Below are 21,705 nucleotides of genomic sequence, written 5' to 3' on the forward strand. Positions count from 1 at the left end.
AAGGAGTCGAAGGGGCCGGGCAATTTTAAAAATTTATTTATGTATGCTCCGGGCGGAAAAAAGGAAGGTATTCAAATAATTCCGGTGAGTGAGGTTGCCGCTAAAGATGAGTTCCTGAATATCAAACGCGCCAGCCGCGATGATCAACTAGCAAGCCACCGTGTGCCATCACAATTGATGGGCATAGTTCCCGACAATACTGGAGGCTTTGGCGATGTTGAGAAAGCGGCGAAGGTTTTTGTGGCAAATGAATTAGAACCGCTGCAAGCGCGCATGATGGAACTTAATGAACGGGTCGGAGAGGAAGTCATTGCGTTTAATGAATATGGCTTGGAGAAACTGACTTCGGCTGCTCTTTAAAAATTATCCCCGGTGTTGCTACCAACAACACCGGGGCTTTGAATGCACGACTACGATTAAAAATCCTGCGCATCACAATCAAATTGTAATTAAAAATTGTGACTAATGCAGGTAAAAAATGAGTAAACCAATCCTTCCTTGGATGGGTGGCAAGCGCCGCCTAGCAAAAGAAATTATCCCTCTGTTCAAACCTCATACAACCTATGTTGAGCCATTCTGTGGCGGTGCTGCATTATTTTTTATGAAAGAACCTGCAAAGGTCGAAGTAATCAATGATGTGCATGGTGATCTGGTTAATTTATATCGCGTGGTAAAACACCACCTTGACGAATTCCTGCGGCAATTCCGCTGGGCATTGGTTAGTCGGCAGGATTATTTGTGGGCACAGAAAGCGAATCCGGAAACACTCACTGATATTCAGCGTGCCGCACGATTTTTTTATCTTCAAAAATTGGCGTTCGGTGCGAAGGTGGTGGGGCAGAGCTTTGGCACTGCGGCAACAACACCACCGCGGCTGAACCTGCTGCGCTTGGAGGAAGAATTGAGTGCGGCACACCTACGGCTCGCCCGAACCACTATCGAGCGCTTGGACTGGCAGGAATGCATGCGGCGCTATGATCGCCCGGCGACGTTGTTTTATGTTGATCCACCGTACTGGCAAACAGCGGGATACGGTGTTGATTTTGGTATTGAGCAATATGAACAGCTTGCCCAGCTCGCTGCTGCAGCTAAGGGCCAAGTGATTATCAGCATCAACGACCACCGCGATATCCGGGCGATATTCAAACACTTTGATATCCGCACCACTCAGATCAAATACACCGTTGGCGGCGCTAAAACAGCCGCGCAAGGCGTTTCAGAGCTAATCATCACCAACCGCTAGCCCTCGCACCAAAATCGCGCCATGCCCCCTGTGGTGCGATTCCAGCAACCCCCTTCAAACCTTTTGCGCGCAGTCTGGCCCCCGCCCCGCCTGCGCTCTTCACGTGCGGGTTTTTATTCACCATATTCAACCCGGTCAAAGCCGCGCCGTATCTGAGCCGTATGCGTGATAGCAGGCTGCAAAAAATTATTCAGATTTATTCAAAAATTCGCAAAAAGTTGCATGAGGTAAAGCGTAATAAATCAGGGGCTACCGAGTGAAGTGGTTTTTAAAAGATAAGGGGTACAGGGAGATTGCAGCCGTGGATGCGTGGATAGGGGTAGATTAATTATTTAACTATTTGTTTTTATTGATATTTCTGTTCACAAAACAGCCCACAAAAAAGCGTGGGTATTTATAAAAAACCGTGGGCTATTTTTTGATCAAATGTTTTTCGCGTGGATTGAACCATCTATTACTTTTTACCGGTTATTTATATTTTTTTATTTATTTTCAATAAGATAGATAGATATAGATAGGCGGTGATCAAAAAAGCATCCACGGCGGAAAATGCAAAAGCTTGGGGAAAGTGGCGGTGATTGTGGGTGTTAGAAACAGCAAAGCCTATATAAATCAGTGAGTTAAAAATAGCGCCCACAAATCCACGGGTTTTATGGCGCACGTCCGGCCTTGGAAAAGTGGCAAAAGTTGCCCTGCTCCCCAGATGTTTTTTCAAGGGCTTTTTGTTTTTCGCCTGGTTAATTTGGCTATGGCCATAAACCAAAAAGGGCCACCTTGCGGTAGCCCTTGATGTTGTCATTCTGTTGTCATTACCGAACCAAAACAGCCCCAAATAACCCCAATTAATGACAATGTGTAAACTTTAACTTACTGATTTTAAAGTGTTTTTTGGTGGAGCCGGGGGGATTTGAACCCCCGTCCGCCAGCACTCCATCCTCGGCTCTACATGTTTAGATCCGTTTATTGATTTAACGCTGTATCAGCCCAACAGGCAGGACGATAAGCGCGATCCTGTAGAGTTTTAGCAGCGCCGCCCCAGGCATGCTTTGCTGCGATCCAGTTCTGTATGACGGGCTCTAGCGCGGTACTGGCACCTTGTCAGAGACCGTTAGCTGCATTAAGCAGCTAAAGCGTAAGAATCGTCGTTTGCGACTATTCAAGTACAGCTTTGGATTAACGTGATTGGCTGTCATCACGACATGCACCTTGGACTTTGTTACCGGCGTCGAATCCAAATCGGCCCCAGTCGCTGGACGGTACTATCTGAGGGGATAGCGGTGTCCAAGCCAGCGAGTGGCGGCATTCTACCTCTATTACCAGCCGATGTCATACCGCTTTTCGCTGTAATTGAATATGGTGGCTTTTTGACCGGTTGCAAGTGCGGTGAAGCGATTACCGTTACCAGTTGTTGACTTAATCGCCCATTGCAAAAGATTACAGTGTATTTGCGGCAACCTGACCAAAGCCAATCTCGATTTGGATTACCTGATCACCAAGCCCACCCAAATCAACTCGTAGAGCCTCCAAAATATATTTTTGCGCAAAGCTGGTATTTGCCGGCTTTTGTTAACAAGCCCCACCGTCAAAAGGCGCGGTTTTGTTTACCATGCAGGGGTTCGGTATTGCCAGGTAAAAACATCGAATTGGTTATGCAGTATTGGATCGTGAATGATATTGCCCTTTAAAAAACTACCGTACAGTTCTGGCGGTGATTGTAAATATTGATTGGTTGATTGCGCATTAATAAGGCTGGATAACACCACTGGGGATGCTAATGATGGCGAGCTGATCAGTGGGAAAACGTCAAACTCAAAAAATCCGTAGAGAATAGTTTTCATTGCCTGACGCCGGGTGCCTGGTAATCCGGTGAAGGGATCGCTTTCCTGTGTTTGGCCGAGTGGAATAAAAATATCCACACATGCTTTCGCGTCCAATTGCTGCTTGCCCAAAATGCTGGTGTCTGAACTTCCATCTTTCGGAATATCAGCTCCTGCATACATAAAATCCATTACCCGAATGCGGTTACTTATTGATGAATCGCAATCTGCCGGGTAATCGGGATCATTTTCTGTGAGTTCCCGTTTGCTATAAGTGGCAGCTTGCACTAATGCAACTTCCTGCATCTGGTTGATAGATTCGTTGTGATAAGTGTGTGAGGCTAAGGATTTTATAAATTGATGATCGATTGCCAGGATTTGCGTTAGCACCTCCTCGGACGCTTGGGCATCGCAGGTGTTTTTTATAATTGCAGATAGCACTGGCCGCGATAATCCCCAGGATGCATTAATAAAACCAACATTATATTGCTCAATGGTGTTTTTTAATGAAGCTAAAAAATTTTCATACCGGGATCTTATGATGTTAATGGCAAGCGTGGATTCAGTAGCATCCACAGATGTTAATTGTGAACAAGTTTCAGCGGGAGCATAGAGTTTGGATTCTGATCCCGATTCAACAAATACAAACTTTGCCGTGGGGTTATGTTCCAGCAGAAATGTAGCGATGTAATAGCCGTGGCCTTCTCCCGGGGGCGTCATCGTGAATAGCTGGATATTTTTAGGTGTATTAAATGCAGAGAAATCCTGTACTGATAAATAACCATCATAATTTTTTATGAGAGTAAAAACATTATTCACGGTAACGGGCATTGTTGTTTTTGGGCGGTATTGCACCAGATTCATGTTTGTATCCGTTGTTAGCAATTCAAGTACGCGGCTCCTGTAAGCGGCAACCGCCAGGGAAGCCATATGGTTATCGATGATCAATACAGTGGGATATTTTGTATTTCCCGGTTTGGGGGCGGGGGCTTCGAATTCAACCTCGATTTTTTCGCAGCTGTAGGGTTTGGTATCGGTACAGGTTTCATTATTTAACAAATCTGCAATATCACTTAACAGTTTTGCCTTTGCCATTGGTGCTGTTGATGAAGTGTTTTGGCTTGATGTGCTCTGGCTGGAAAAAATAGATGAATTTGATGTTTCGGTAGAAAAACTACTCGATGAACTCGTCGCGACGCTACTCGGTAGTGAAGCAATATTTGAGGATGGTAATCTGCTTGAGGGTGACGAATTGGTGCTGCCGGAATCACCGCCGCAACCGGCTAATGTAATGAGTGTCAGCCCGGCAGCCAGATGCGTTAACGACTTAAACATGTATGGATTCCTTGTTGGTTTGCTGCCGGGGATAATCCTGCATCACTGGTGTTTCGTCAAATGCACAGGGCGCCAACACGTTGCAGAATGTTGTTCTGTGTCGCATTTTAATTATGTTGCTCACGCAATTGCTTTAACTTTTCACTGATAGTCAAATAATTCTCTTTGCTGAGTTCCCGGGATAATGACAATTCCAGGCCGATTCTAAACGGATCGTACAATCTCGTTGATGCGCCTGCCTGCCGGGCAATTGCGTCAAAATTCGCAGCAATATAGTTGTCGCCGTCATTACCCATTTTGGCTCCGATGTAGCTTGTCACTAAATCTGAATAATCATGTTCTACCCCCTTTACCCATTCGCTGGATTTTAACCGCACCGCTGTTTGTGATAATGCATATTCAAGTGGTTCATAATTTCCTTGTTTGGCGAGATAGTTCAGCATTTTTATAGATGCTACCCGGGCCTGGGCTTGTTCATCACCAAAATATTGTTGCGAGCTTTCATAATTGCCGACAGTATTTTTAATAAGATCTACAATTTCAGGGTCACGCGAGAGTTGTTCGTAGATTTCGTTTCGCTTGTTTTCCCTATCCACATTGTTGCCGAGTAAGAAAATTTGCCGGTATTCTTTTTTAAATGTCTCTATGGATTTATGGCTGAATACAGGGGCTGTTTCGGTTGTTGGCTGTTGAGCCTGGTCGGCCACGGCTTTCGTTGGTGCTGCGGGAATAGCTTCTTTAACCATTGTTTTTTCTGCAATGACGGGCGAGGTCGGGCTTTTCGTTCCAGCCTGATTGGCCGGTGAAATACTTTCCTGTGACGTCAAATAAAATACACCCGCAATTGCGATTATGGTCACGCTGCTTGCTATTAAAAATGCTCTGGTTTTCATTGTGTTCATTCCTGTGATTTTCGTTAAGGAGAGGCGACTAATCGCCGCCTCTCTTTTCGTTTTTACTAGCCGGTTATTACTGGCGAATTCTGAATTCAGCGATTTCAGATTCCAAAATGTTTTGCCAGTACAGGTCACCCACGACTAAACCTTCTGCAACAATCAGATGGCCATTTTCTGTTGTTGAATTGGTCAGGAAATTGAACACGGTTTTATCTTTTTCACCCGTAGCTATGTCGACGATAGGGTCCGCAGTACCATTTTCCAATACCAGCAAATCGCCAGTGTTAAGGGTTTTTGCTTTCACGATAGTCCCATTCGACAATAGCACTCCGTGTTCAGTAGAGAGGCCTATATGTTTTCCTGATTCTGTTGTGATCAACACCAGTGGTTTTTCTTCCGGACCAAAAGTAACTTTCTTAATATCGCGGCTTTCAAAAACCAATGCGCTTAATGTTGAGTTATCGGTCGCTGCGGCTGCTGAGAATGCCAATGGGTTCTTAACGATATTTTCGATATTTGCGATCCGGCTTGCGCCAGTGTTTTTATCGAATACGCTAACTTCTGTTCCCTCGGCAAAACAACCGCAAGTACAGACGGCAATCAGCGGATAGTTGCCTGCTGCATCAGGAAATTGGCTACAGATAGGTGCAATGGAATTTGCTCCTGCGTATAAATATTCGTTGTAAGTTATGCAACCTGGAACAGTCGCGCCGGTAATGGGGGAGGTGTAACCGTAATAGGCAATTTGGCGATATTGGGCACATTGGGCCTGGGTGAGTGTGGATGCGGCACAACGGCTGGCGAGTGTTGCGTCTTTCAAACGGCCCGGATCTGTTTGGGCAACCGCAAAATTGGTGACAAGCGCTAATAGTACACTTAAAACAAAGGTTGAAATTTTCATGTTCAGTTCCTTAACATTTGATTAATTGATGTAGATATTTATTGAACGTTTGTGGTGCCGTCAGTTAGCTGGGGCTTATACCAACATCTGGGGCGAGGCGCGTTGTTGATAACACCGCTACGTAAAATTTTTGTTACGCTTTCACAAGAATAAAATGCAGCGGCTTGTTCAGCGTATAAAGAATTTCTGCCGAGCGGGGCATCAACGCCGGGAATGGTGTAAATATCGAATGCGACATTACATAATCCACCATTTACGTAAGTGTCGAGACGGCATTGGGCACCGGGGTGGCCTTCGATAGTTTGTGTCACCCGATTATTATCTTTAGTCGCAAAACTCACAGTAGTTCTGTTGCCTGCGGCTAACAAATCTGCCAGTGATTTTCCGGCTAATGCAACGCGGTAACATAATTCCCGGTCGAGTTGATCCGGCCAGTTTGCATCACATGCATTTTTTGGAATGGTCGGAATTCTGGTTGCATACGCTGAATTGTCAGCATTGCGCCACAATTCACTGGCGCAGGATTGCGATGCAAAGTAATCCGATTGTCCCTCTGATGCCGCCCATGAGTTGCCACCGGAATAAAACGGAAAACCTGCCAGGTGATGTCCCATTTCATGGCAAGCCACTAAGGCAAATCCATCTTCGGTAACTTCCGGGGCGCGTGCGAGTCCGCCGAACATTTCCACATACCAGTTGTTGCCAACCTGGTATGCCTGAGCGTTAACGGTTTCATTATTCCATGATCTGATGAACGTTAAATTTGCGCCATGCGAGCGAACTACCGGATCATAAATCGCTATTACCTGATCAATGATTTGGTTGAATCGCGCCTGGGTTAAGCTCCCTGCATTGGCATTGGTTCGGCGATGCAGATTGTTATCTGGCATCACTTCTTCAAACGTTCCTGCAGCAATTGCTTGCTGTTTAATATCATCATTCTGATCAGCAGCATACAAAGATGTACTTGCTGCCGCTAAAGAACCGCATAGCATATATTTCCACTTCATAGATTTCTCCTGGTTAATTTAAAGGGTACAACAATCATTAAATATTTATGGAAATCATAAATACCTAACGAATCTGGATTTGAAATTCGCGAAAATTATTGCGCTGCGCGCCGCTAACGTCGGATGGGATAATTCAATGGATGAAGGTGCGCGAGGTGGCGCTGTGATGGCGATGAGGTGATAAGTAGCTTCATTTTTTTATCCTTAATAATTTCCCTTACTTTTTAAAAATATTTTATTGCGGAGAATGTTTCTATCTTTTCAAATAAAATTTACAAAAATTAATAATTTGGAATTGTTTGGAATAACGTTCTTTATTTACATGAAAAAATAGGCGTACTTTTGGCGGATGGTTATTTTTTTTGTAATTGATTTTTTTATGTTTTATTCTGTGTGAATTTTTCAGGGTGATGATTTTTTTAAAATGATTATGATTTTTATGATGCATAAGGCGACTTAAGCGAAAATGTAAATAACTTTAAATGCCAATGTAAACATCGGATTTATTGTGCTGACTAATTTTTAAAAATGTATTGACAGTAAATTGAGTCGCGACAGTAAACATTTTTTAATTTTGTTAGCTTTTTTTTGGGGGGGTATGAAGTGATTGGCAGGTGTGGGTACGGCATTGTTGTCCTGATTTATTTGCCTTTAATGGTCAATGGTTTTTATAGGAAGGATTTTTATTCCGGCGAATGGAATGCGATGAAAGTAAAAATGCGGTGTGGTGGGTAAATAAAAAATCCCACTTTCAGGGTGGGATTTCCAGATATGGTATTTTCGTAGTAATTGATGCGACTTGCTTTAGGCAGTGCCCCGGGCTTTATTCGTCGCGATAAGGGGTAATGGTTTGAATACTGCCGTCTTCGTTATGTGTTAACGGCGCCATTTTTATCGAGCGCAAGTGAGTTATGCCTTTGGACAAAACTGAATCGTGATAGAACAAATACCATTGGCCTTGATATTCGGCGATTGAGTGATGGGTTGTCCAGCCAATAACCGGTTCCAGGATTCGGCCTTGATAAGTGAAGGGGCCATAGGGATTATCGCCGGTGGCATAGCACAAAAAGTGCGTGTTGCCGGTAGAGTAAGAGAAATAATATTTGCCGTTGTACTTATGCATCCAGGATGCTTCAAAGAAACGGCGGTCGTGATCGCCCGCTAATAATGGCTGGCCGTTTTCATCAAGGATTTGAATTTCGCGCGGTGTTTCGGCGAACTCTTTCATATCATCATTAAGGCGGGCAACAATGGGGCCGAGTGCCGGCTCGTTATCTGCCGGTTCGCCGCGATTTGCATCATATTGATTGTTGCGATAGTTCTGTAGTTGCCCGCCCCAAATGCCGCCGAAATACATGTAGTAATTGCCGTCGTTATCTTCAAAAACTGCCGGGTCAATGGTGTAGCTACCTTTGATTGCTTCGGGTTCTGCTTTGAAAGGACCGATAGGGGAATCACCAATGGCTACCCCAATCTGGAAAATATTGTCCGCGCGTTTTGCCGGGAAATATAAATAATATTTGCCATTTTTGTGTGCGGCATCCGGCGCCCACATCTGGCGTTGAGCCCAGGGAACGTCTTTTACGTGAAGGGCAACGCCGTTATCAACTGCGGGGCTTTCCGGTGAATCGAGAGAGATTACGTGGTAATCCTCCATACCGAAGTGATCGCCATTGTCATTGAACGGAATACCAGCTTCGATATCGTGCGACGGATAAATATAAATCTTGCCATTAAATACGTGGGCCGATGGATCAGCGGTATAAATGTGCTCAACCAACGGTTGGGAAATTGCGCGCGCTTTTAAATCGGCGATGACTTCGGGAGCCAGGGTTTCTTCAGCAGCCATAATAGTGTCTCACTTTCCAAATCAATAATCGTTCTATTTAATAACCATTCTGTAAGAATTATTTGCCCGCCGCTTTGCGGCGTTCATTCAAGTCCGCTTCGATTTGCACTTCCAGTTTTTTGTTGATCGCATAGAAGAACATGCAGCCAACCGCCATAAAGAATGGCAGTGATGCAAATACGCTTACACCGGTTTTAATCCCTTCAACTGTTTCCGGGTTTTGTTGTGCAAGGCTGGCGTCGTAACCGTAATGGGCGAGTAAACCGGCAACCAGTGAGCCACCGATAGTCAGGCCCAGTTTTAAACCAAGGATCATTGCGGAGAACACCATCGCTGTTGCGCGACGATTGTTTTTCCATTCGGAATAATCGGCAACGTCAGCAATCATCGCCCACAATAGCGGAATAGTTACGCCATAAAAAAAGCCGTGCAGGATTTGCGATATGAACACGATACCGATGCTGTCGGCATCGTAAAATTTGAACGCAAATACAAAAATAGTTGAGAGGAAAAGGGCACTGGCGAAGACATTGCGCTTGCCAAATTTGTCGGCGAGTTTTTTGGAGAAGCCAATTCCGACAATCATCATGATAATACCGGAGCCATTGAATAAACTGAACGTAGAGGTTGGGGCATCTTTCGGCCATTGGAATTCCGACAGGCCCATGCTGGTAAGCACGCTGTTAAGCCCGGCGATAAACCCGTTGAAGCCAATATCATTTAAAAATTGCGCAAGGTGCTCTTCGTTCAAATAGTTTTCAAAATAATAAATATACATACCACCTTTGAGCGCGAGTGTGACAAACACCAGAATGGTAACGGTCAGCATGACAATCCACGGCAGGTTTTTGGCCAGGTCAGAAAGGTCTTGCGCGATGCTATTGCGCGCTTCGATGACCGGTAAAATACGCTCTTTGGTGGTGATAAAGGCGATCAAAAAGAAAATGGTACCGGTGATGGAGAAGAGCAGCATGGTATTGTGAAAGCCGACGGCCTTATCGCCATCGCCGAGGATTAATACTAGCGGCAGCAACAACACCTGGATAATGAATTGCGCCACCATCACCGCCACAAAACGATACGCGGACAAACTATTGCGTTCGGCCATGTTGCCGGTCAGTACACCGCTCAACGCGGAATAGGGCAGGTTGTTCGCGGCATAGATGACCAGCAGTGCGATGTAGGTTGCAAAGGCGTATACGACCTTGCCGTTCTCATCAAAATCCGGTGTGCTGAATGCGAGTAATGCAACAGCACCGAACGGAATTGCGGTCCACAGCAACCAGGGGCGGAATTTTCCCCAGCGGGTAGAGGTGCGGTCCGCGATGATACCCATCACCGGCGTGAAAAATGCACCGAATAAACCACCCGCAGCCATAATCATTGCGGCTTTGCCGGGTGATATGCCATAAACGTCAGTATAGAAAAATGCGAGAAAGGTAACCAGGGTCTGGAAAATCAGGTTGGCTGCCAGGTCGCCCAGGCTATAGCCAACTTTCTCTACCACAGAGAGTTTTTGCGTGTTTTGTTGAATCATTTTTGAGTCTTCTTATCGGTGTAAGGGGTTGTTCAATCAGCATAGCAGCCTATGAAAAACAGTTTCCTTAAAGGTAGGACGAGTGCTCGTGTACAAGTCGGTGTTAGGATCGCCTAACGGGGCCTTATAGTCAAGGTGTATATAACTTAACCGGAGATAATCAGTACGATAGAAGCGTTATAAGGGATTCGTCGTCACATCAGCTATCAATCAACACGGGCGCTGGTTGTATTCGTAGCTTGTTTGTGGCGGTTTGGTGACGTCGCGGCCCAATAACATATCCGTGAGACGCAGTGAACAGGTGGGTAGCAAGCGGTGGGTTACACACTTAAATAACGCTGCACCAAACCATCATTTAAATCCGCAATGGGGCCGGTGGCAACCACGCTACCTTTTTCCATAATAAAAAAATCATCGGCAACACGGCGCGCAAACGGAAGTTTTTGCTCGACCAGCAAAACGGTCAAACCCAATTCGCGATTGAGTTTGCGAATAACTTCGCCAATATCGCGCACTACGTTTGGCTGGATACCCTCGGTGGGCTCATCAAGGATTAATAATTTTGGATCCAATACCAGCGCGCGGCCAATCGCCAATTGTTGTTGCTGGCCACCCGATAAGTCACCACCGCGCCGGTGTTTCATTTCTTTCAGCACCGGAAATAATTCATAAATTAAACCGGGGATTGAACGCAATTTATCCTTGCGTGCACTGAGTGAAATTTTCAAATTTTCTTCCACTGTAAGTAACGGGAATATTTCGCGGCCTTGCGGTACAAAACCAATACCACCGCGCGCGCGGCTTTCGGTGGATAATCTATTAATATCGTAACCGCTCAACTGGATTGAACCATCGCGCACCGGCAGCAAACCGGTAATGCACTTTAGCAATGTCGTTTTACCAACGCCGTTGCGGCCAATCAGGCAACCACACGTACCTTGCTTCAGGTTGAGCGACAGATCCCACAGGATGTGGCTTTGGCCGTAATATTGATTGATATTTTTAATTTCCAGCATTTTCTATTTACTCACTCTGCAATCGGTAGTGACCAATCAATACGTGTTATTCCCCGAGATAAACTTCGATCACTTTGGGATCGTTTTGTACCTGGTCCATAGTGCCTTCGGTTAATACCGAGCCTTGGTGCAACACGGTAACCTTGCGCGCAATGGAACGCACAAATTTCATATCGTGCTCCACCACAATGACTGAATGCTCACCGGCGAGTGATAATAAAAGCTCGGCCGTTTTTTCAGTTTCTTCACCAGTCATACCGGCGACAGGTTCGTCAACCAATAGTACGCGCGGGTTTTGCATTAATAGCATGCCGATTTCCAGCCATTGTTTTTGGCCATGGGAAAGTGAGCCGGCATTTTTGTAGCGATGTTCGGCCAAACCGATTTGTAACAATACTTCGTCAATACGATATTTTTGCGCGCTATTAAGTTGTTGTGACAGGGTCCACCACACGCGTTTATCAGCAGCGGTTGCCAGCTCTAGATTCTCATAAACGCTTAAGGCTTCAAAGATAGTCGGCTTCTGGAATTTACGGCCAATGCCGCCGCGAGCGATTTGATGCTCGGATAATTCCAGCAAATTAATTTGCTGGCCAAAATACACGCTGCCTTCATCGGGTTTTGTTTTTCCGGTGATGACATCCATCATCGTTGTTTTACCGGCGCCGTTGGGGCCGATGATGCAACGCAATTCGCCTTCATCGATATATAAGTTCAAATTATTCAAAGCACGGAAACCATCGAAGCTGACAGTAACACCTTCCACATACAAAATAGTGCGATGGGTGGTATCCAATGGTGCGCCGAAGTTGGGATCTTTTTGTCCCATGGAATAGCGTTTGTGGGAAAAAATATTCATTAAACGGGCTCCTTGACGGCAGCGATGACAGGGGTTTCAGCGGAAATAAAATTTTCGGTAGATGTGCCCATGTTTGGTGTTACCGATGGGGCGGTGGCAGGAGCAGGGTTGCCTGGTGGTGGGTTACCAGGATTCTGTTTGCTCGCCGCTTTTTTGGTGCGATTAAACAAACCTACCAAACCTTTCGGTAATACCAGGGTTACGATCACAAATAACGCCCCCAATGCAAACAGCCAGGTTTCCGGTGAATAAGATGTGAAAACCGTTTTGCCGTAATTCACGGTGAATGCACCCACAATTGCACCAAACAAGGTGCCGCGGCCACCGGTAGCAACCCACACCACCAATTCGATGGAATTCAGTGGCGAAAATTCGCCGGGATTAATGATCCCTACTTGCGGAACATAAAGCGCACCAGCGATGCCCGCGAGAATTGCAGAGAAAACAAATAGCCATAATTTGTAGGATTCAACTTTATATCCGCAAAAACGTGTGCGTGTTTCTGCATCGCGAATAGAGACAATGACTTTCCCCATGCGCGAGGTCACGATATAACGGCAGGCAATGTAAGCAAGTATCAACATAAAACCCGAGGCTAAAAACAAGGAGATACGCGTTCCGCTCGCGGCGATAGGAAAACCTAAAATATCTTTAAAATCTGTCAATCCATTGTTGCCGCCAAAGCCCATTTCATTGCGGAAAAATGCGAGTAGCAATGCGTAAGTTAATGCCTGGGTGATAATTGAAAAATATACACCGGTAACCCGGGAGCGAAATGCGAGCCAGCCGAAAACAAATGCGAGAATTCCGGGTACGACAATGATCATCAATAATGCAAACCAGAACATATCAAAACCTTGCCAGTACCAGGGCAATTCTTTCCAGTTCAGGAACACCATAAAGTCGGGCAGTATTGGATCACCGTATTGGCCGCGCGGGCCAATTTGCCGCATCAGGTACATGCCCATCGCGTAACCGCCCAGCGCAAAAAAAGCGCCGTGGCCGAGCGATAAAATTCCGCAGTAGCCCCAAATCAAATCTACCGACAGGGCGAGCAGGGCATAACACAAAAATTTTCCCAGCAGCGTCACAGTAAACGTAGAAATATGTAGCGCCGATGTTTCCGGCACCAGCAAATTGCAAATGGGCACCAGTATCATTGTCGCTAGCACAAGGCCCAGCACAATCATGCCGCCGCGATCACTGAGTAATAAACGTTGGGTTAACATCAAATTCTCTCTCATTGTTGCGTAGGTTGGGTCGGGCCGCGTAGGCAGCCATGCCCAACATTCGTCGTCAATTTTCAGCATTGGTGTTGGGCATGGCTGCCCAACCTACGTGAGCAATTAATCCGCAGCGGCTCTGCCTTTTTGCGGAAATATTCCTTTCGGCCGTTTCTGGATAAACAAAATCAGCAGCACCAATACCAATACTTTCGCGAGCACTGCGCCGGCGTAAGGTTCTAAAAATTTATTGATAATTCCCAGTCCCATGGCACCAACCAACGTGCCCCACAAATTACCGACGCCACCGAATACCACCACCATAAATGAATCGATAATGTAGGCTTGACCAAGGTTGGGTCCAACATTTGTCAATTGTGAAAGAGCAACACCGGCAATACCGGCAATACCGGAACCCAAACCAAAGGTCATTGCATCCACCCAGGTTGCACGCACACCAACGGCGCGAGCCATGGCGCGGTTTTGCGATACCGCGCGAACTTTTAAACCGAGCGTGGTTTTTTTCAAAATTACCAACAACGCAAAAAACACCAGCAGACCAAAAATCAGAATATATAAGCGGTTGTAGGTAATTGAGAGCACCGGATTAATTTGCAGTGAGCCGCTCATCCATACGGGTAATTCCACTGCGCGGTTTAACGGTGAGAAAATACTGCGTGCCGCTTGTTGCAAAATTAAACTGATACCAAACGTGGCGAGCAATGTTTCCAGCGGGCGACCGTATAAAAACCGGATTACCCCGCGCTCAATCGCGATACCCACCAGACCGGCAACAATAAACGCAGCGGGAATTGCAATCGCCAGGCTATAGGCAATTTGATTGGGAAAAATTTGCTGCACAACCCAGGTGACGTAAGCGCCGATCATCATCAGTTCGCCATGGGCCATGTTAATAACGCCCATCACACCAAAGGTAATAGAAAGGCCAATTGCTGAAAGCAATAGCACTGAGCCCAAACTCAAACCGAAGAAAATATTTTCAGCAAAACGGTATTTGGCGATGCTGCTGTCAATGGCTTTGATGGCGAGTTGTGCCTGGTGCTTTACTTTTTCATCGGCATCGTTAGCAGCTACATTCGATAGTGCGGTGCGCACTTCCTGTTGCAAGCTGTCTTTTAAAACCTGTATTGCACCAAGGCGTAATTGTTGATCGTCACTGTGTAAATTAAACAGAGCTACAGCGCTTTCAATCGCTGAGCGTACACCGTTATCAGATTCGGCTTTTTGCAAGTTTTTTAACAAGGAAATGGAATCTTCATCTACCCCGTCGGCAATCATGCGATTGACCGCATCCAAACGGATGCTGGCATCTTTGTGGGTTAAATTCAGTTGTGCCAATAACGTACGCAATTGGCTGCGCATGCTGTTATTAATAGGAACGCGTTTGAATTCTTCTGTACCGCCGGTAATTTTTTCACCGTTAATTGCATCGGTATAAATGCCGGCTTCATCAACAATGGCAACCAACGGATTTTCATCTTTGGTAGCGTAAAGTGTGCCTTGTTGTAATGCATTAATGACATTGGCTACACGTTCATCCTCGAATGCGGCTAATTTTTTTGCCGTTTGTGCTCGAGCGGGCAAGCTTCCTTGAGTGAGCTCTTTAACCAAAACATCAAATTCTGGTTGGGAGGTTGCTTCGTTATCGGCATTTGCAGCGGTGGCCCCAACTGATGTGGTACCTGCTTCTGGTGAGGTCTCGGTTTCTTGCGAAAAAACCGTAGCAGAAAAGCAACATGATAAAAACACTATCATATGCAATAGCCAGCGCCCTGACGGTTTTACAGAATTTCGCATAATCTTGTCTCGTTAACTAAGTAAAAGCAGTCAAAATATTTTTTGTTATATTTCTTCCCGGACCTTACGGCCGGGAAGAAATGTATCGCGTGGAATTTACTGCGCAGCCGCTGCACCTAAACATTTTTTGGTTTTGGTGTTGTAGTTACCGCACTTTAATTTGATCCAGTCAGACTCCAGGTCTTTTGAACCTTCCAAGTAATCAGACCATGCATCGCCTGGAACCAGGCCATCAGTTTTTGATACGGTGAGGAATTGGCCATCTTCCTGGATTTCACCAATCAATACAGGTTTGGTGATGTGATGGTTAGGCAGCATTTTGCTTACACCACCGGTCAGGTTTGGAGCTTCAATACCAATGATTGCATCAACTACTTTATCGGTGTCAGTCGTACCTGCTTTTTGAACGGCTTTAACCCACATATTGAAACCAATGTAGTGAGCTTCCATTGGATCGTTGGTTACGCGCTTTGGATTTTTGATAAAGGCTTTCCATTGTTTAATGAAAGCGGCATTAGCCGGATTGTCTTCGCTCATGAAGTAGTTCCATGCAGCGAGATGGCCAACCAGTGGTTTGGTATCGATACCGGAAAGTTCTTCTTCACCAACAGAAAACGCAACAACCGGAATATCTTCTGCCGTTACTTTCTGGTTGCCGAGTTCACGGTAGAACGGAACGTTGGCATCGCCGTTGATGGTAGAGACGACCGCGGTTTTTTTGCCAGCAGAACCAAAGCGTTTGATATCAGAAACAATATTTTGCCAATCGGAGTGACCGAATGGGGTGTAGTTGATCATGATGTCTTCTTGCTTGACGCCTTTCGCTTTTAAATAGGCTTCAAGAATTTTATTGGTGGTACGTGGATAAACGTAGTCAGTACCGGCGAGCACCCAGCGTTTTACTTTTACTTCATTCATCAGGTAGTCAACCGCAGGGATTGCTTGCTGGTTTGGTGCTGCACCGGTGTAGAACACGTTGCGCGACGATTCTTCACCTTCGTATTGCACCGGATAAAACAGAATACCGTTCAGCTCTTCAATAACCGGCAACACCGATTTGCGTGATACCGAGGTCCAGCAACCAAAAATTGCTGCGACTTTATCTTTGGTTAACAACTCACGGGTTTTTTCCGCGAACAGTGGCCAGTTGGAAGCCGGGTCAACAACAACGGCTTCCAGTTTCTTGCCGAGCAAACCGCCTTTTTTATTTTGCTCTTCAATTAACATCAGCATGGTGTCTTTCAGAGTGGTCTCGGAAATTGCCATAGTGCCGGAGAGTGAGTGAAGTACACCGACTTTAATCGTGTCAGCGGCAGCAGCGCTGAACGAGGCGATGGTTAAGCCGCAGGCGATACCGAGTGCCCCGACATGTTTTGCTATCTTCTTCAGCTTCATGGGTCTAGCTCCTAGATGGTTTTAATGACTCAGTGGTTTTTGTGTAGTGATGCTCATTGGTTGAGTGCTCACTTTTCCGGTAACGCCGTAACGCGAATCGTGGGTGACTGTGTTTCTTCCCTAATCACGTTGATGTGTTTCATTCATCAATTGTGTTGTCACTCTTTATTTTAAAAGTCTTGCTGTTTTGCTCATATCAAGTGCTGTACCTGTAGGGATTGCCAGACTATCGGAGACATGGATGTCGACGATAAGCCTACAGGGATGTATTCACGGCGTGTCTGGCAATCCCTACAGGTACAGCACGCTTTGTGGCACATTTAAATCATTCTGGATGTTGCTGCTGTGCTTCGTAGAGCATATGCAACGTAATTTTTCGCACTTCCGCTTTGCTGGCTTCAATATGGGTTTTTAAATAACTTTTAACGTCTTCGGCGCGCCGCTCCATAATTGTGCGCAAAATTTTTGCGTGTTCATCGTAAGTGGCTTCAATACGATTACGCTGGGTAAAATCAATACGGCGAATAATTCGCAAACGTTCGGTAATGTCGTGATGGATGCGCGCCATTTCCATATTGCCGGTGGCTTCAATCAATTGCTCGTGGAAGCGTTCATCCAGCGCGCATACACTGGGGCCATCTTCCAAACGATCCTCCGGCTTTACTAACCAGATACGTTTTAAATCGTCGAGGTTGGGGCTCGGTTCCATTTCACATAATTTTTTTACCGCGGCCAACTCCAGGATGATGCGCACATCGTAGAGCTGTTCAAATTGTTTAAAGTCGAAGGGTTTTACTTGCCAGCCGCTGCGAAACGAAACCTCGACAAAACCTTCACGTTGCAAGCGCGCCAATGCTTCACGAACAGGTGTGCGGCTGGCGGCAACGCGTTCGGCAATTTCGTTTTCGCTGAAACGATCACCGGGCAATAAACGGAATGAAAAAATATCGTCCTTAATAATCTGGTAGATCCGCTCGGTTAAATTGGTACGTGGCTCTTCGGTTTTCTTTTTGTTTTTTTCGGGTTTAATTAATTTCATTGGTTTACCGTAGGTTGGGCAACAATGCCCAACATTTTTGTTTTGAAAATAGAATGTTGGGCATTGCTGCCCAACCTACGTCCGTGGTGGTTTAATCAATCCGTCTCAAGTACCAACAACAAATCCCCCGCATTCACTTGCTTGCCCGGCTTAACATGAATCGCACTCACTTTTGCATTGCGATCTGCATACACCGAAAATTCCATTTTCATAGCTTCTACAATTAATAGCGGTTGATCAGGTTCAACCCATTGGCCTGGTTCTACCAATAATTTCCAGATATTGCCGCTGATATCCGCCGTCACGGCGTGGCCATCCACTTCAATCGGGCCGCTGCTGATTTTTACTTGCAGTGCGGCATCAACCTGTTGTTCTTCATCGGCTTGCCAGAGTGCAACCTCTTTGGTGAACGCGGCTTGTTGTTTTGTTTTGAATTCTGCAATGCTCGCTGCATTTTCTTGCAGGAATTTTTCGTGTTCCGCGAGGCTGAAATAATCTTCTTCAATACGCAGGCTTAAACGGCCTTCGCGGAATGCCTCGCGTTGTGCGGTGAGTTCTTCTTCGCTGACTTCGTAATAGCGCACACGGTCAAAGAATTTCAGTAACCAGGGTTCGCCATTTTTGAACACAGGATTTTTTAAAAATTTATTCCAGATGGGCAGGGTGCGACCAACCAGTTGATAACCGCCAGGTGAATCCATGCCGTAAATACACATATACACACCGCCGATTCCCACAGTGCCTTCGGCAGTGTAAGTGCGCGCAGGGTTGTATTTTGAAGTCAATAAACGGTGGCGCGGATCAACCGGAACGGCGCAAGGTGCACCGAGATAAACATCGCCCAAACCCAAGACCATGTAGCTGGTTTCAAACAGGATTTGTTTAACCTGATCAATCGAATCCAGTCCGTTAATACGACGCATAAATTCGGTGTTGCTCGGCAGCCAGGGTGCTGTGTCGCGCACGGATTGGCGATAGCGGGAAACTGCATCGAGTGTTGCAGAATCTTCAAAGGCCATTGGTAAATGCACAATGCGGCTCGGTACTTTAATATCGCGTGCATCGCCCAGCGTTTCTTCAATCACCAATAAACGATTAATCAATTCACGTTGATGGATTACGCGGCTGTCATAATTAATTTGTAGTGAGCGCACACCCGGTGACAATTCAATTACGCCTTCAATCGGTGCTGCTTTTAATGCTTCCATCAAGGCGTGCACGCGCAAGCGCAAACTTAATTCGAGAATATTGTCGCCGTATTCGAGCAGAATATATTTGTCACCTGCCTGACGATAACTGACTAATGGGCGACTGCCTGATGGCGGCAGAGCAGCAACAATACATTCGGATACAGTATTTTCCGATTTAATAATCGGGATTGGTAAAACAGCGGGTTGTACGCTCAGGTTTTCAATCGCGCGATCAATGGATAATTCCATCGCCAGGGCAGTATCAAAACTTAAACGCTTGAAACGAATTTTATCGCCGGGTTTTACCTGGCCAACTTTCCACAACTCTGCTTTTACAATCGTCACCGGGCACACAAAACCGCCGAGACTCGGGCCATCTTTGGTGAGGATTACCGGCATATCGCCAGTGAAATTGATGGAGCCAATTGCGTATTCGGTATCGTGAATATTGGAAGGATGCAAACCGGCTTCGCCACCGTCGCTACGAGTCCAGGTGGGTTTTGGTCCATTTAAACGAATACCTAAACGGTTGGAGTTGTAATGTACTTCCCAAGCGGTGGAGAAAAACATTTCAATCGCTTCGGATGTGAAAAAATCCGGTGCGCCATGCGGGCCATAAAGCACACCAATTTCCCATTCGTTTGGCCCTTCTGTTTTAGAGAAACAATCGGGAATTAATTCAGCGGGTGCAGCGGAGGCTTCATAAGCAGGTGCTGGAGTCGTGCATGCTGCGATAGCAGGATTACTGATTGATAACATATCAGTTGCGCGCAAAGTGCGGCCGGCATGGCCACCAAATTGGCCGAGCGCAAAGGTAGAGCGGCTGCCCAGGTAAACCGGCACATCAAAACCATTGCGCATCGCAAGGTAACCGCGACAACCTTGTTCGGCTTTGCCGATATCGAGAATTTGTCCGGCTTTAATGGCTACCGGTTGCCAGAAAGGAATTATTTTCCCATCGATTTTTGCCGGTGAATTCGCACCGGTAAGCGCAATAATTGCATCGCTGTGGAATTTTAACTTTGGACCAATGATGGTGTATTCGAGTGCAGCAGCGCTTTCATCATTGCCAACAATTCTGTTGGCTAAACGGAATGCGTAATCGTCCATCGGACCCGAGGGCGGAACACCAATACTCCATAAACCAACACGGCCAGGATAATCTTGCACACTGGTATAGGTACCTGGTTGTAACACTTCTACAACCGGTGGCAAATAATTAAAGCTTGCCAATTTATTCGTTGCTACATCACCAGCGGCAAAAAAATCAGAGGCAATAATCTGGCGTAAATAATCCAGATTGGTGGCGATGCCCGCTGCACGGGTTTCATTTAATGCTGCGCTCATTTTTGCGATGGCATCAGCGCGATCTTTTCCATACACAATAATTTTGGCGATCATTGGATCGTAATAAGGTGATACTTCCGTGCCGGTTGAAACCCAGGTATCGATACGCGCCGAATCAGAAAATACGACATCGGTCAAAACACCGGGAGATGGCTGGAAGTCGCGGACCGGATCTTCCGCATACAAGCGCACTTCAATTGCAGCGCCCTTCGGATTAATTTCAATATCCAGTTTTGGTGGAGTGCCTGCGGCGGTGAGAATCATCCACTCAACCAGATCCACACCGGTGCATGCTTCAGTAATCGGATGCTCTACTTGCAAGCGGGTATTGACTTCGAGGAAATAAAATTCGTCGCGCGCCGGATCGTAAATATATTCAATGGTGCCAGCAGAGCGGTAGTTAACCATTTTGCCGAGGCTTACCGACGCGGCGAGTAATTTTTCGCGCGTTGCAACAGGTAAATTCGGTGCCGGTGTTTCTTCAACGACTTTCTGGTTGCGACGTTGCAGCGAACAATCGCGCTCACCCAATGCGAGCACATTACCGTTACCATCACCAAATATTTGAACTTCAACGTGACGGGCGTTATCAACAAAACGTTCGAGGAATACACCGGAATCGCTGAAAAAGTTTTGCCCCAAACGCTTTACACTTTCATAGGCATTAATTAATTCTGCTTCACTGTTGCAGCGTGTTAATCCGATACCACCACCACCGGCAGTGCTTTTTAACATGACCGGGTAACCCAGTGTTGTGGCTGCCGCCGTTGCTTCTTCAACAGAATCCAATAAACCGGTGCCGGGTGTGAGTGGAACACCTGCTTGTTCGGCGAGTTCACGCGAGGTGTGTTTTAATCCGAACTGGCGAATTTGCGCGGGCGTCGGTCCGCAAAAGGCGATTCCTTCTGCTTCACATTGTTCACAAAATTTTGCGTTTTCTGACAGGAATCCATAACCGGGGATAATTGCCTGCGCGCCACTTTCTTTCGCGGCGGCGAGAATCAAATCGGCTTTCAAATAACTTTCTGCGGCCGTATTACCGCCGAGGCATATTGCTTTATCACACGCAGTAACATGCGCGGAATTACGATCTGCATCCGAATAAACAGCAACAGATTCAATGCCCATTTTTTTCAGGGTTTTGGCAATGCGGACCGCGATTTCCCCGCGGTTGGCGATCAGTACGGTCTTTAACATGGTTCTTCTCCGGCTGTAATTTTTGTGTAGGTT

The 21,705-nt window shown here is 46.2% G+C and carries 15 protein-coding genes, 1 other RNA gene and 1 pseudogene; 2 read left to right on the top strand and 15 right to left on the bottom strand.

The genetic code is table 11. The annotated features are described in order from the left end of the window. Window positions 1–360 (top strand): annotated as a pseudogene (locus A596_RS00005) (phage portal protein); the annotation flags it as partial. Between the two features lie 118 nt (window positions 361–478). Next, window positions 479–1,243 (top strand): DNA adenine methylase, encoded by a 765-nt coding sequence (locus A596_RS00010; protein ID WP_039911788.1) that lies wholly within the window; start codon window positions 479–481, stop codon window positions 1,241–1,243. Between the two features lie 472 nt (window positions 1,244–1,715). Here the strand turns inward: A596_RS00010 and A596_RS00015 are convergent, their stop codons facing one another. The 15 genes from A596_RS00015 to uca form a co-directional block, all read right to left on the bottom strand. Continuing rightward, a complete protein-coding gene (locus A596_RS00015) occupies window positions 1,716–2,042 on the bottom strand; it encodes a hypothetical protein (protein WP_152600054.1) in 327 nt (108 codons plus the stop codon). Between the two features lie 90 nt (window positions 2,043–2,132). After that, window positions 2,133–2,487: a transfer-messenger RNA gene (ssrA, locus tag A596_RS22505) on the bottom strand. 357 nt (window positions 2,488–2,844) lie between these two features. After that, window positions 2,845–4,395 carry a hypothetical protein gene (locus A596_RS00020; RefSeq protein ID WP_039911792.1) on the bottom strand — a complete coding sequence of 517 codons (1,551 nt, stop codon included), beginning with the start codon at window positions 4,393–4,395 and terminating at the stop codon, window positions 2,845–2,847. A 107-nt stretch (window positions 4,396–4,502) separates the two neighbouring features. Further along, entirely contained in the window at window positions 4,503–5,426 is a 924-nt protein-coding gene (locus tag A596_RS00025; RefSeq protein ID WP_152600055.1) for a hypothetical protein, read from the bottom strand. Beyond that, on the bottom strand, window positions 5,365–6,192 hold the full coding sequence (locus A596_RS00030) for a Hint domain-containing protein (RefSeq protein WP_039911795.1): 828 nt from the start codon (window positions 6,190–6,192) through the stop codon (window positions 5,365–5,367). The genes A596_RS00025 and A596_RS00030 overlap by 62 nt, the downstream gene beginning before the upstream one ends. Window positions 6,193–6,230: 38 nt before the next feature. Further along, the gene (locus tag A596_RS00035) at window positions 6,231–7,202 is read right to left on the bottom strand and encodes a hypothetical protein (RefSeq protein WP_052417067.1); all 972 of its coding nucleotides are present in this window, start codon (window positions 7,200–7,202) and stop codon (window positions 6,231–6,233) included. A gap of 823 nt (window positions 7,203–8,025) precedes the next feature. Next, complete coding sequence (locus A596_RS00045; protein ID WP_052417068.1) at window positions 8,026–9,051, bottom strand: glycoside hydrolase family 43 protein; 1,026 nt, start codon at window positions 9,049–9,051, stop codon at window positions 8,026–8,028. 58 nt (window positions 9,052–9,109) lie between these two features. Beyond that, the gene (locus A596_RS00050) at window positions 9,110–10,588 is read right to left on the bottom strand and encodes an MFS transporter (RefSeq protein ID WP_039911798.1); all 1,479 of its coding nucleotides are present in this window, start codon (window positions 10,586–10,588) and stop codon (window positions 9,110–9,112) included. Between the two features lie 320 nt (window positions 10,589–10,908). After that, a complete protein-coding gene (urtE, locus tag A596_RS00055) occupies window positions 10,909–11,604 on the bottom strand; it encodes an urea ABC transporter ATP-binding subunit UrtE (protein WP_039911799.1) in 696 nt (231 codons plus the stop codon). A 46-nt stretch (window positions 11,605–11,650) separates the two neighbouring features. Then, a complete protein-coding gene (gene urtD, locus A596_RS00060) occupies window positions 11,651–12,463 on the bottom strand; it encodes an urea ABC transporter ATP-binding protein UrtD (RefSeq protein ID WP_039911800.1) in 813 nt (270 codons plus the stop codon). After that, entirely contained in the window at window positions 12,463–13,692 is a 1,230-nt protein-coding gene (gene urtC / locus A596_RS00065; protein WP_235425574.1) for an urea ABC transporter permease subunit UrtC, read from the bottom strand. Before urtC ends, urtD begins: the two co-directional genes overlap by 1 nt. Window positions 13,693–13,809: 117 nt before the next feature. Then, window positions 13,810–15,504, bottom strand: a complete 1,695-nt coding sequence (urtB, locus tag A596_RS00070; RefSeq protein WP_200882827.1) for an urea ABC transporter permease subunit UrtB — start codon at window positions 15,502–15,504, stop codon at window positions 13,810–13,812. Window positions 15,505–15,600: 96 nt separating this feature from the next. Next, the gene (urtA, locus tag A596_RS00075; protein ID WP_039911802.1) at window positions 15,601–16,899 is read right to left on the bottom strand and encodes an urea ABC transporter substrate-binding protein; all 1,299 of its coding nucleotides are present in this window, start codon (window positions 16,897–16,899) and stop codon (window positions 15,601–15,603) included. A gap of 325 nt (window positions 16,900–17,224) precedes the next feature. Then, on the bottom strand, window positions 17,225–17,938 hold the full coding sequence (locus tag A596_RS00080) for a GntR family transcriptional regulator (protein ID WP_039911803.1): 714 nt from the start codon (window positions 17,936–17,938) through the stop codon (window positions 17,225–17,227). Window positions 17,939–18,033: 95 nt separating this feature from the next. Continuing rightward, a complete protein-coding gene (uca, locus tag A596_RS00085; RefSeq protein WP_039911804.1) occupies window positions 18,034–21,672 on the bottom strand; it encodes an urea carboxylase in 3,639 nt (1,212 codons plus the stop codon). Window positions 21,673–21,705 lie beyond the last annotated feature (33 nt).

This window comes from Cellvibrio mixtus subsp. mixtus J3-8 (assembly GCF_000766945.1).
Taxonomy (GTDB): domain Bacteria; phylum Pseudomonadota; class Gammaproteobacteria; order Pseudomonadales; family Cellvibrionaceae; genus Cellvibrio; species Cellvibrio mixtus_A.

Excerpts from the sequence above, each read along its gene's own strand:
- A596_RS00080 (WP_039911803.1), bottom strand. The coding sequence starts at position 17,938 with ATGAAATTAATTAAACCCGAAAAAAACAAAAAGAAAACCGAAGAGCCA.
- A596_RS00045 (WP_052417068.1), bottom strand. The coding sequence starts at position 9,051 with ATGGCTGCTGAAGAAACCCTGGCTCCCGAAGTCATCGCCGATTTAAAA.
- A596_RS00050 (WP_039911798.1), bottom strand. The coding sequence starts at position 10,588 with ATGATTCAACAAAACACGCAAAAACTCTCTGTGGTAGAGAAAGTTGGC.
- A596_RS00020 (WP_039911792.1), bottom strand. The coding sequence starts at position 4,395 with ATGTTTAAGTCGTTAACGCATCTGGCTGCCGGGCTGACACTCATTACA.
- urtD (WP_039911800.1), bottom strand. The coding sequence starts at position 12,463 with ATGAATATTTTTTCCCACAAACGCTATTCCATGGGACAAAAAGATCCC.
- uca (WP_039911804.1), bottom strand. The coding sequence starts at position 21,672 with ATGTTAAAGACCGTACTGATCGCCAACCGCGGGGAAATCGCGGTCCGC.
- urtC (WP_235425574.1), bottom strand. The coding sequence starts at position 13,692 with ATGTTAACCCAACGTTTATTACTCAGTGATCGCGGCGGCATGATTGTG.
- urtA (WP_039911802.1), bottom strand. The coding sequence starts at position 16,899 with ATGAAGCTGAAGAAGATAGCAAAACATGTCGGGGCACTCGGTATCGCC.
- urtB (WP_200882827.1), bottom strand. The coding sequence starts at position 15,504 with ATGCGAAATTCTGTAAAACCGTCAGGGCGCTGGCTATTGCATATGATA.
- urtE (WP_039911799.1), bottom strand. The coding sequence starts at position 11,604 with ATGCTGGAAATTAAAAATATCAATCAATATTACGGCCAAAGCCACATC.
- A596_RS00015 (WP_152600054.1), bottom strand. The coding sequence starts at position 2,042 with ATGACAACATCAAGGGCTACCGCAAGGTGGCCCTTTTTGGTTTATGGC.
- A596_RS00010 (WP_039911788.1), top strand. The coding sequence starts at position 479 with ATGAGTAAACCAATCCTTCCTTGGATGGGTGGCAAGCGCCGCCTAGCA.
- A596_RS00035 (WP_052417067.1), bottom strand. The coding sequence starts at position 7,202 with ATGAAGTGGAAATATATGCTATGCGGTTCTTTAGCGGCAGCAAGTACA.
- A596_RS00030 (WP_039911795.1), bottom strand. The coding sequence starts at position 6,192 with ATGAAAATTTCAACCTTTGTTTTAAGTGTACTATTAGCGCTTGTCACC.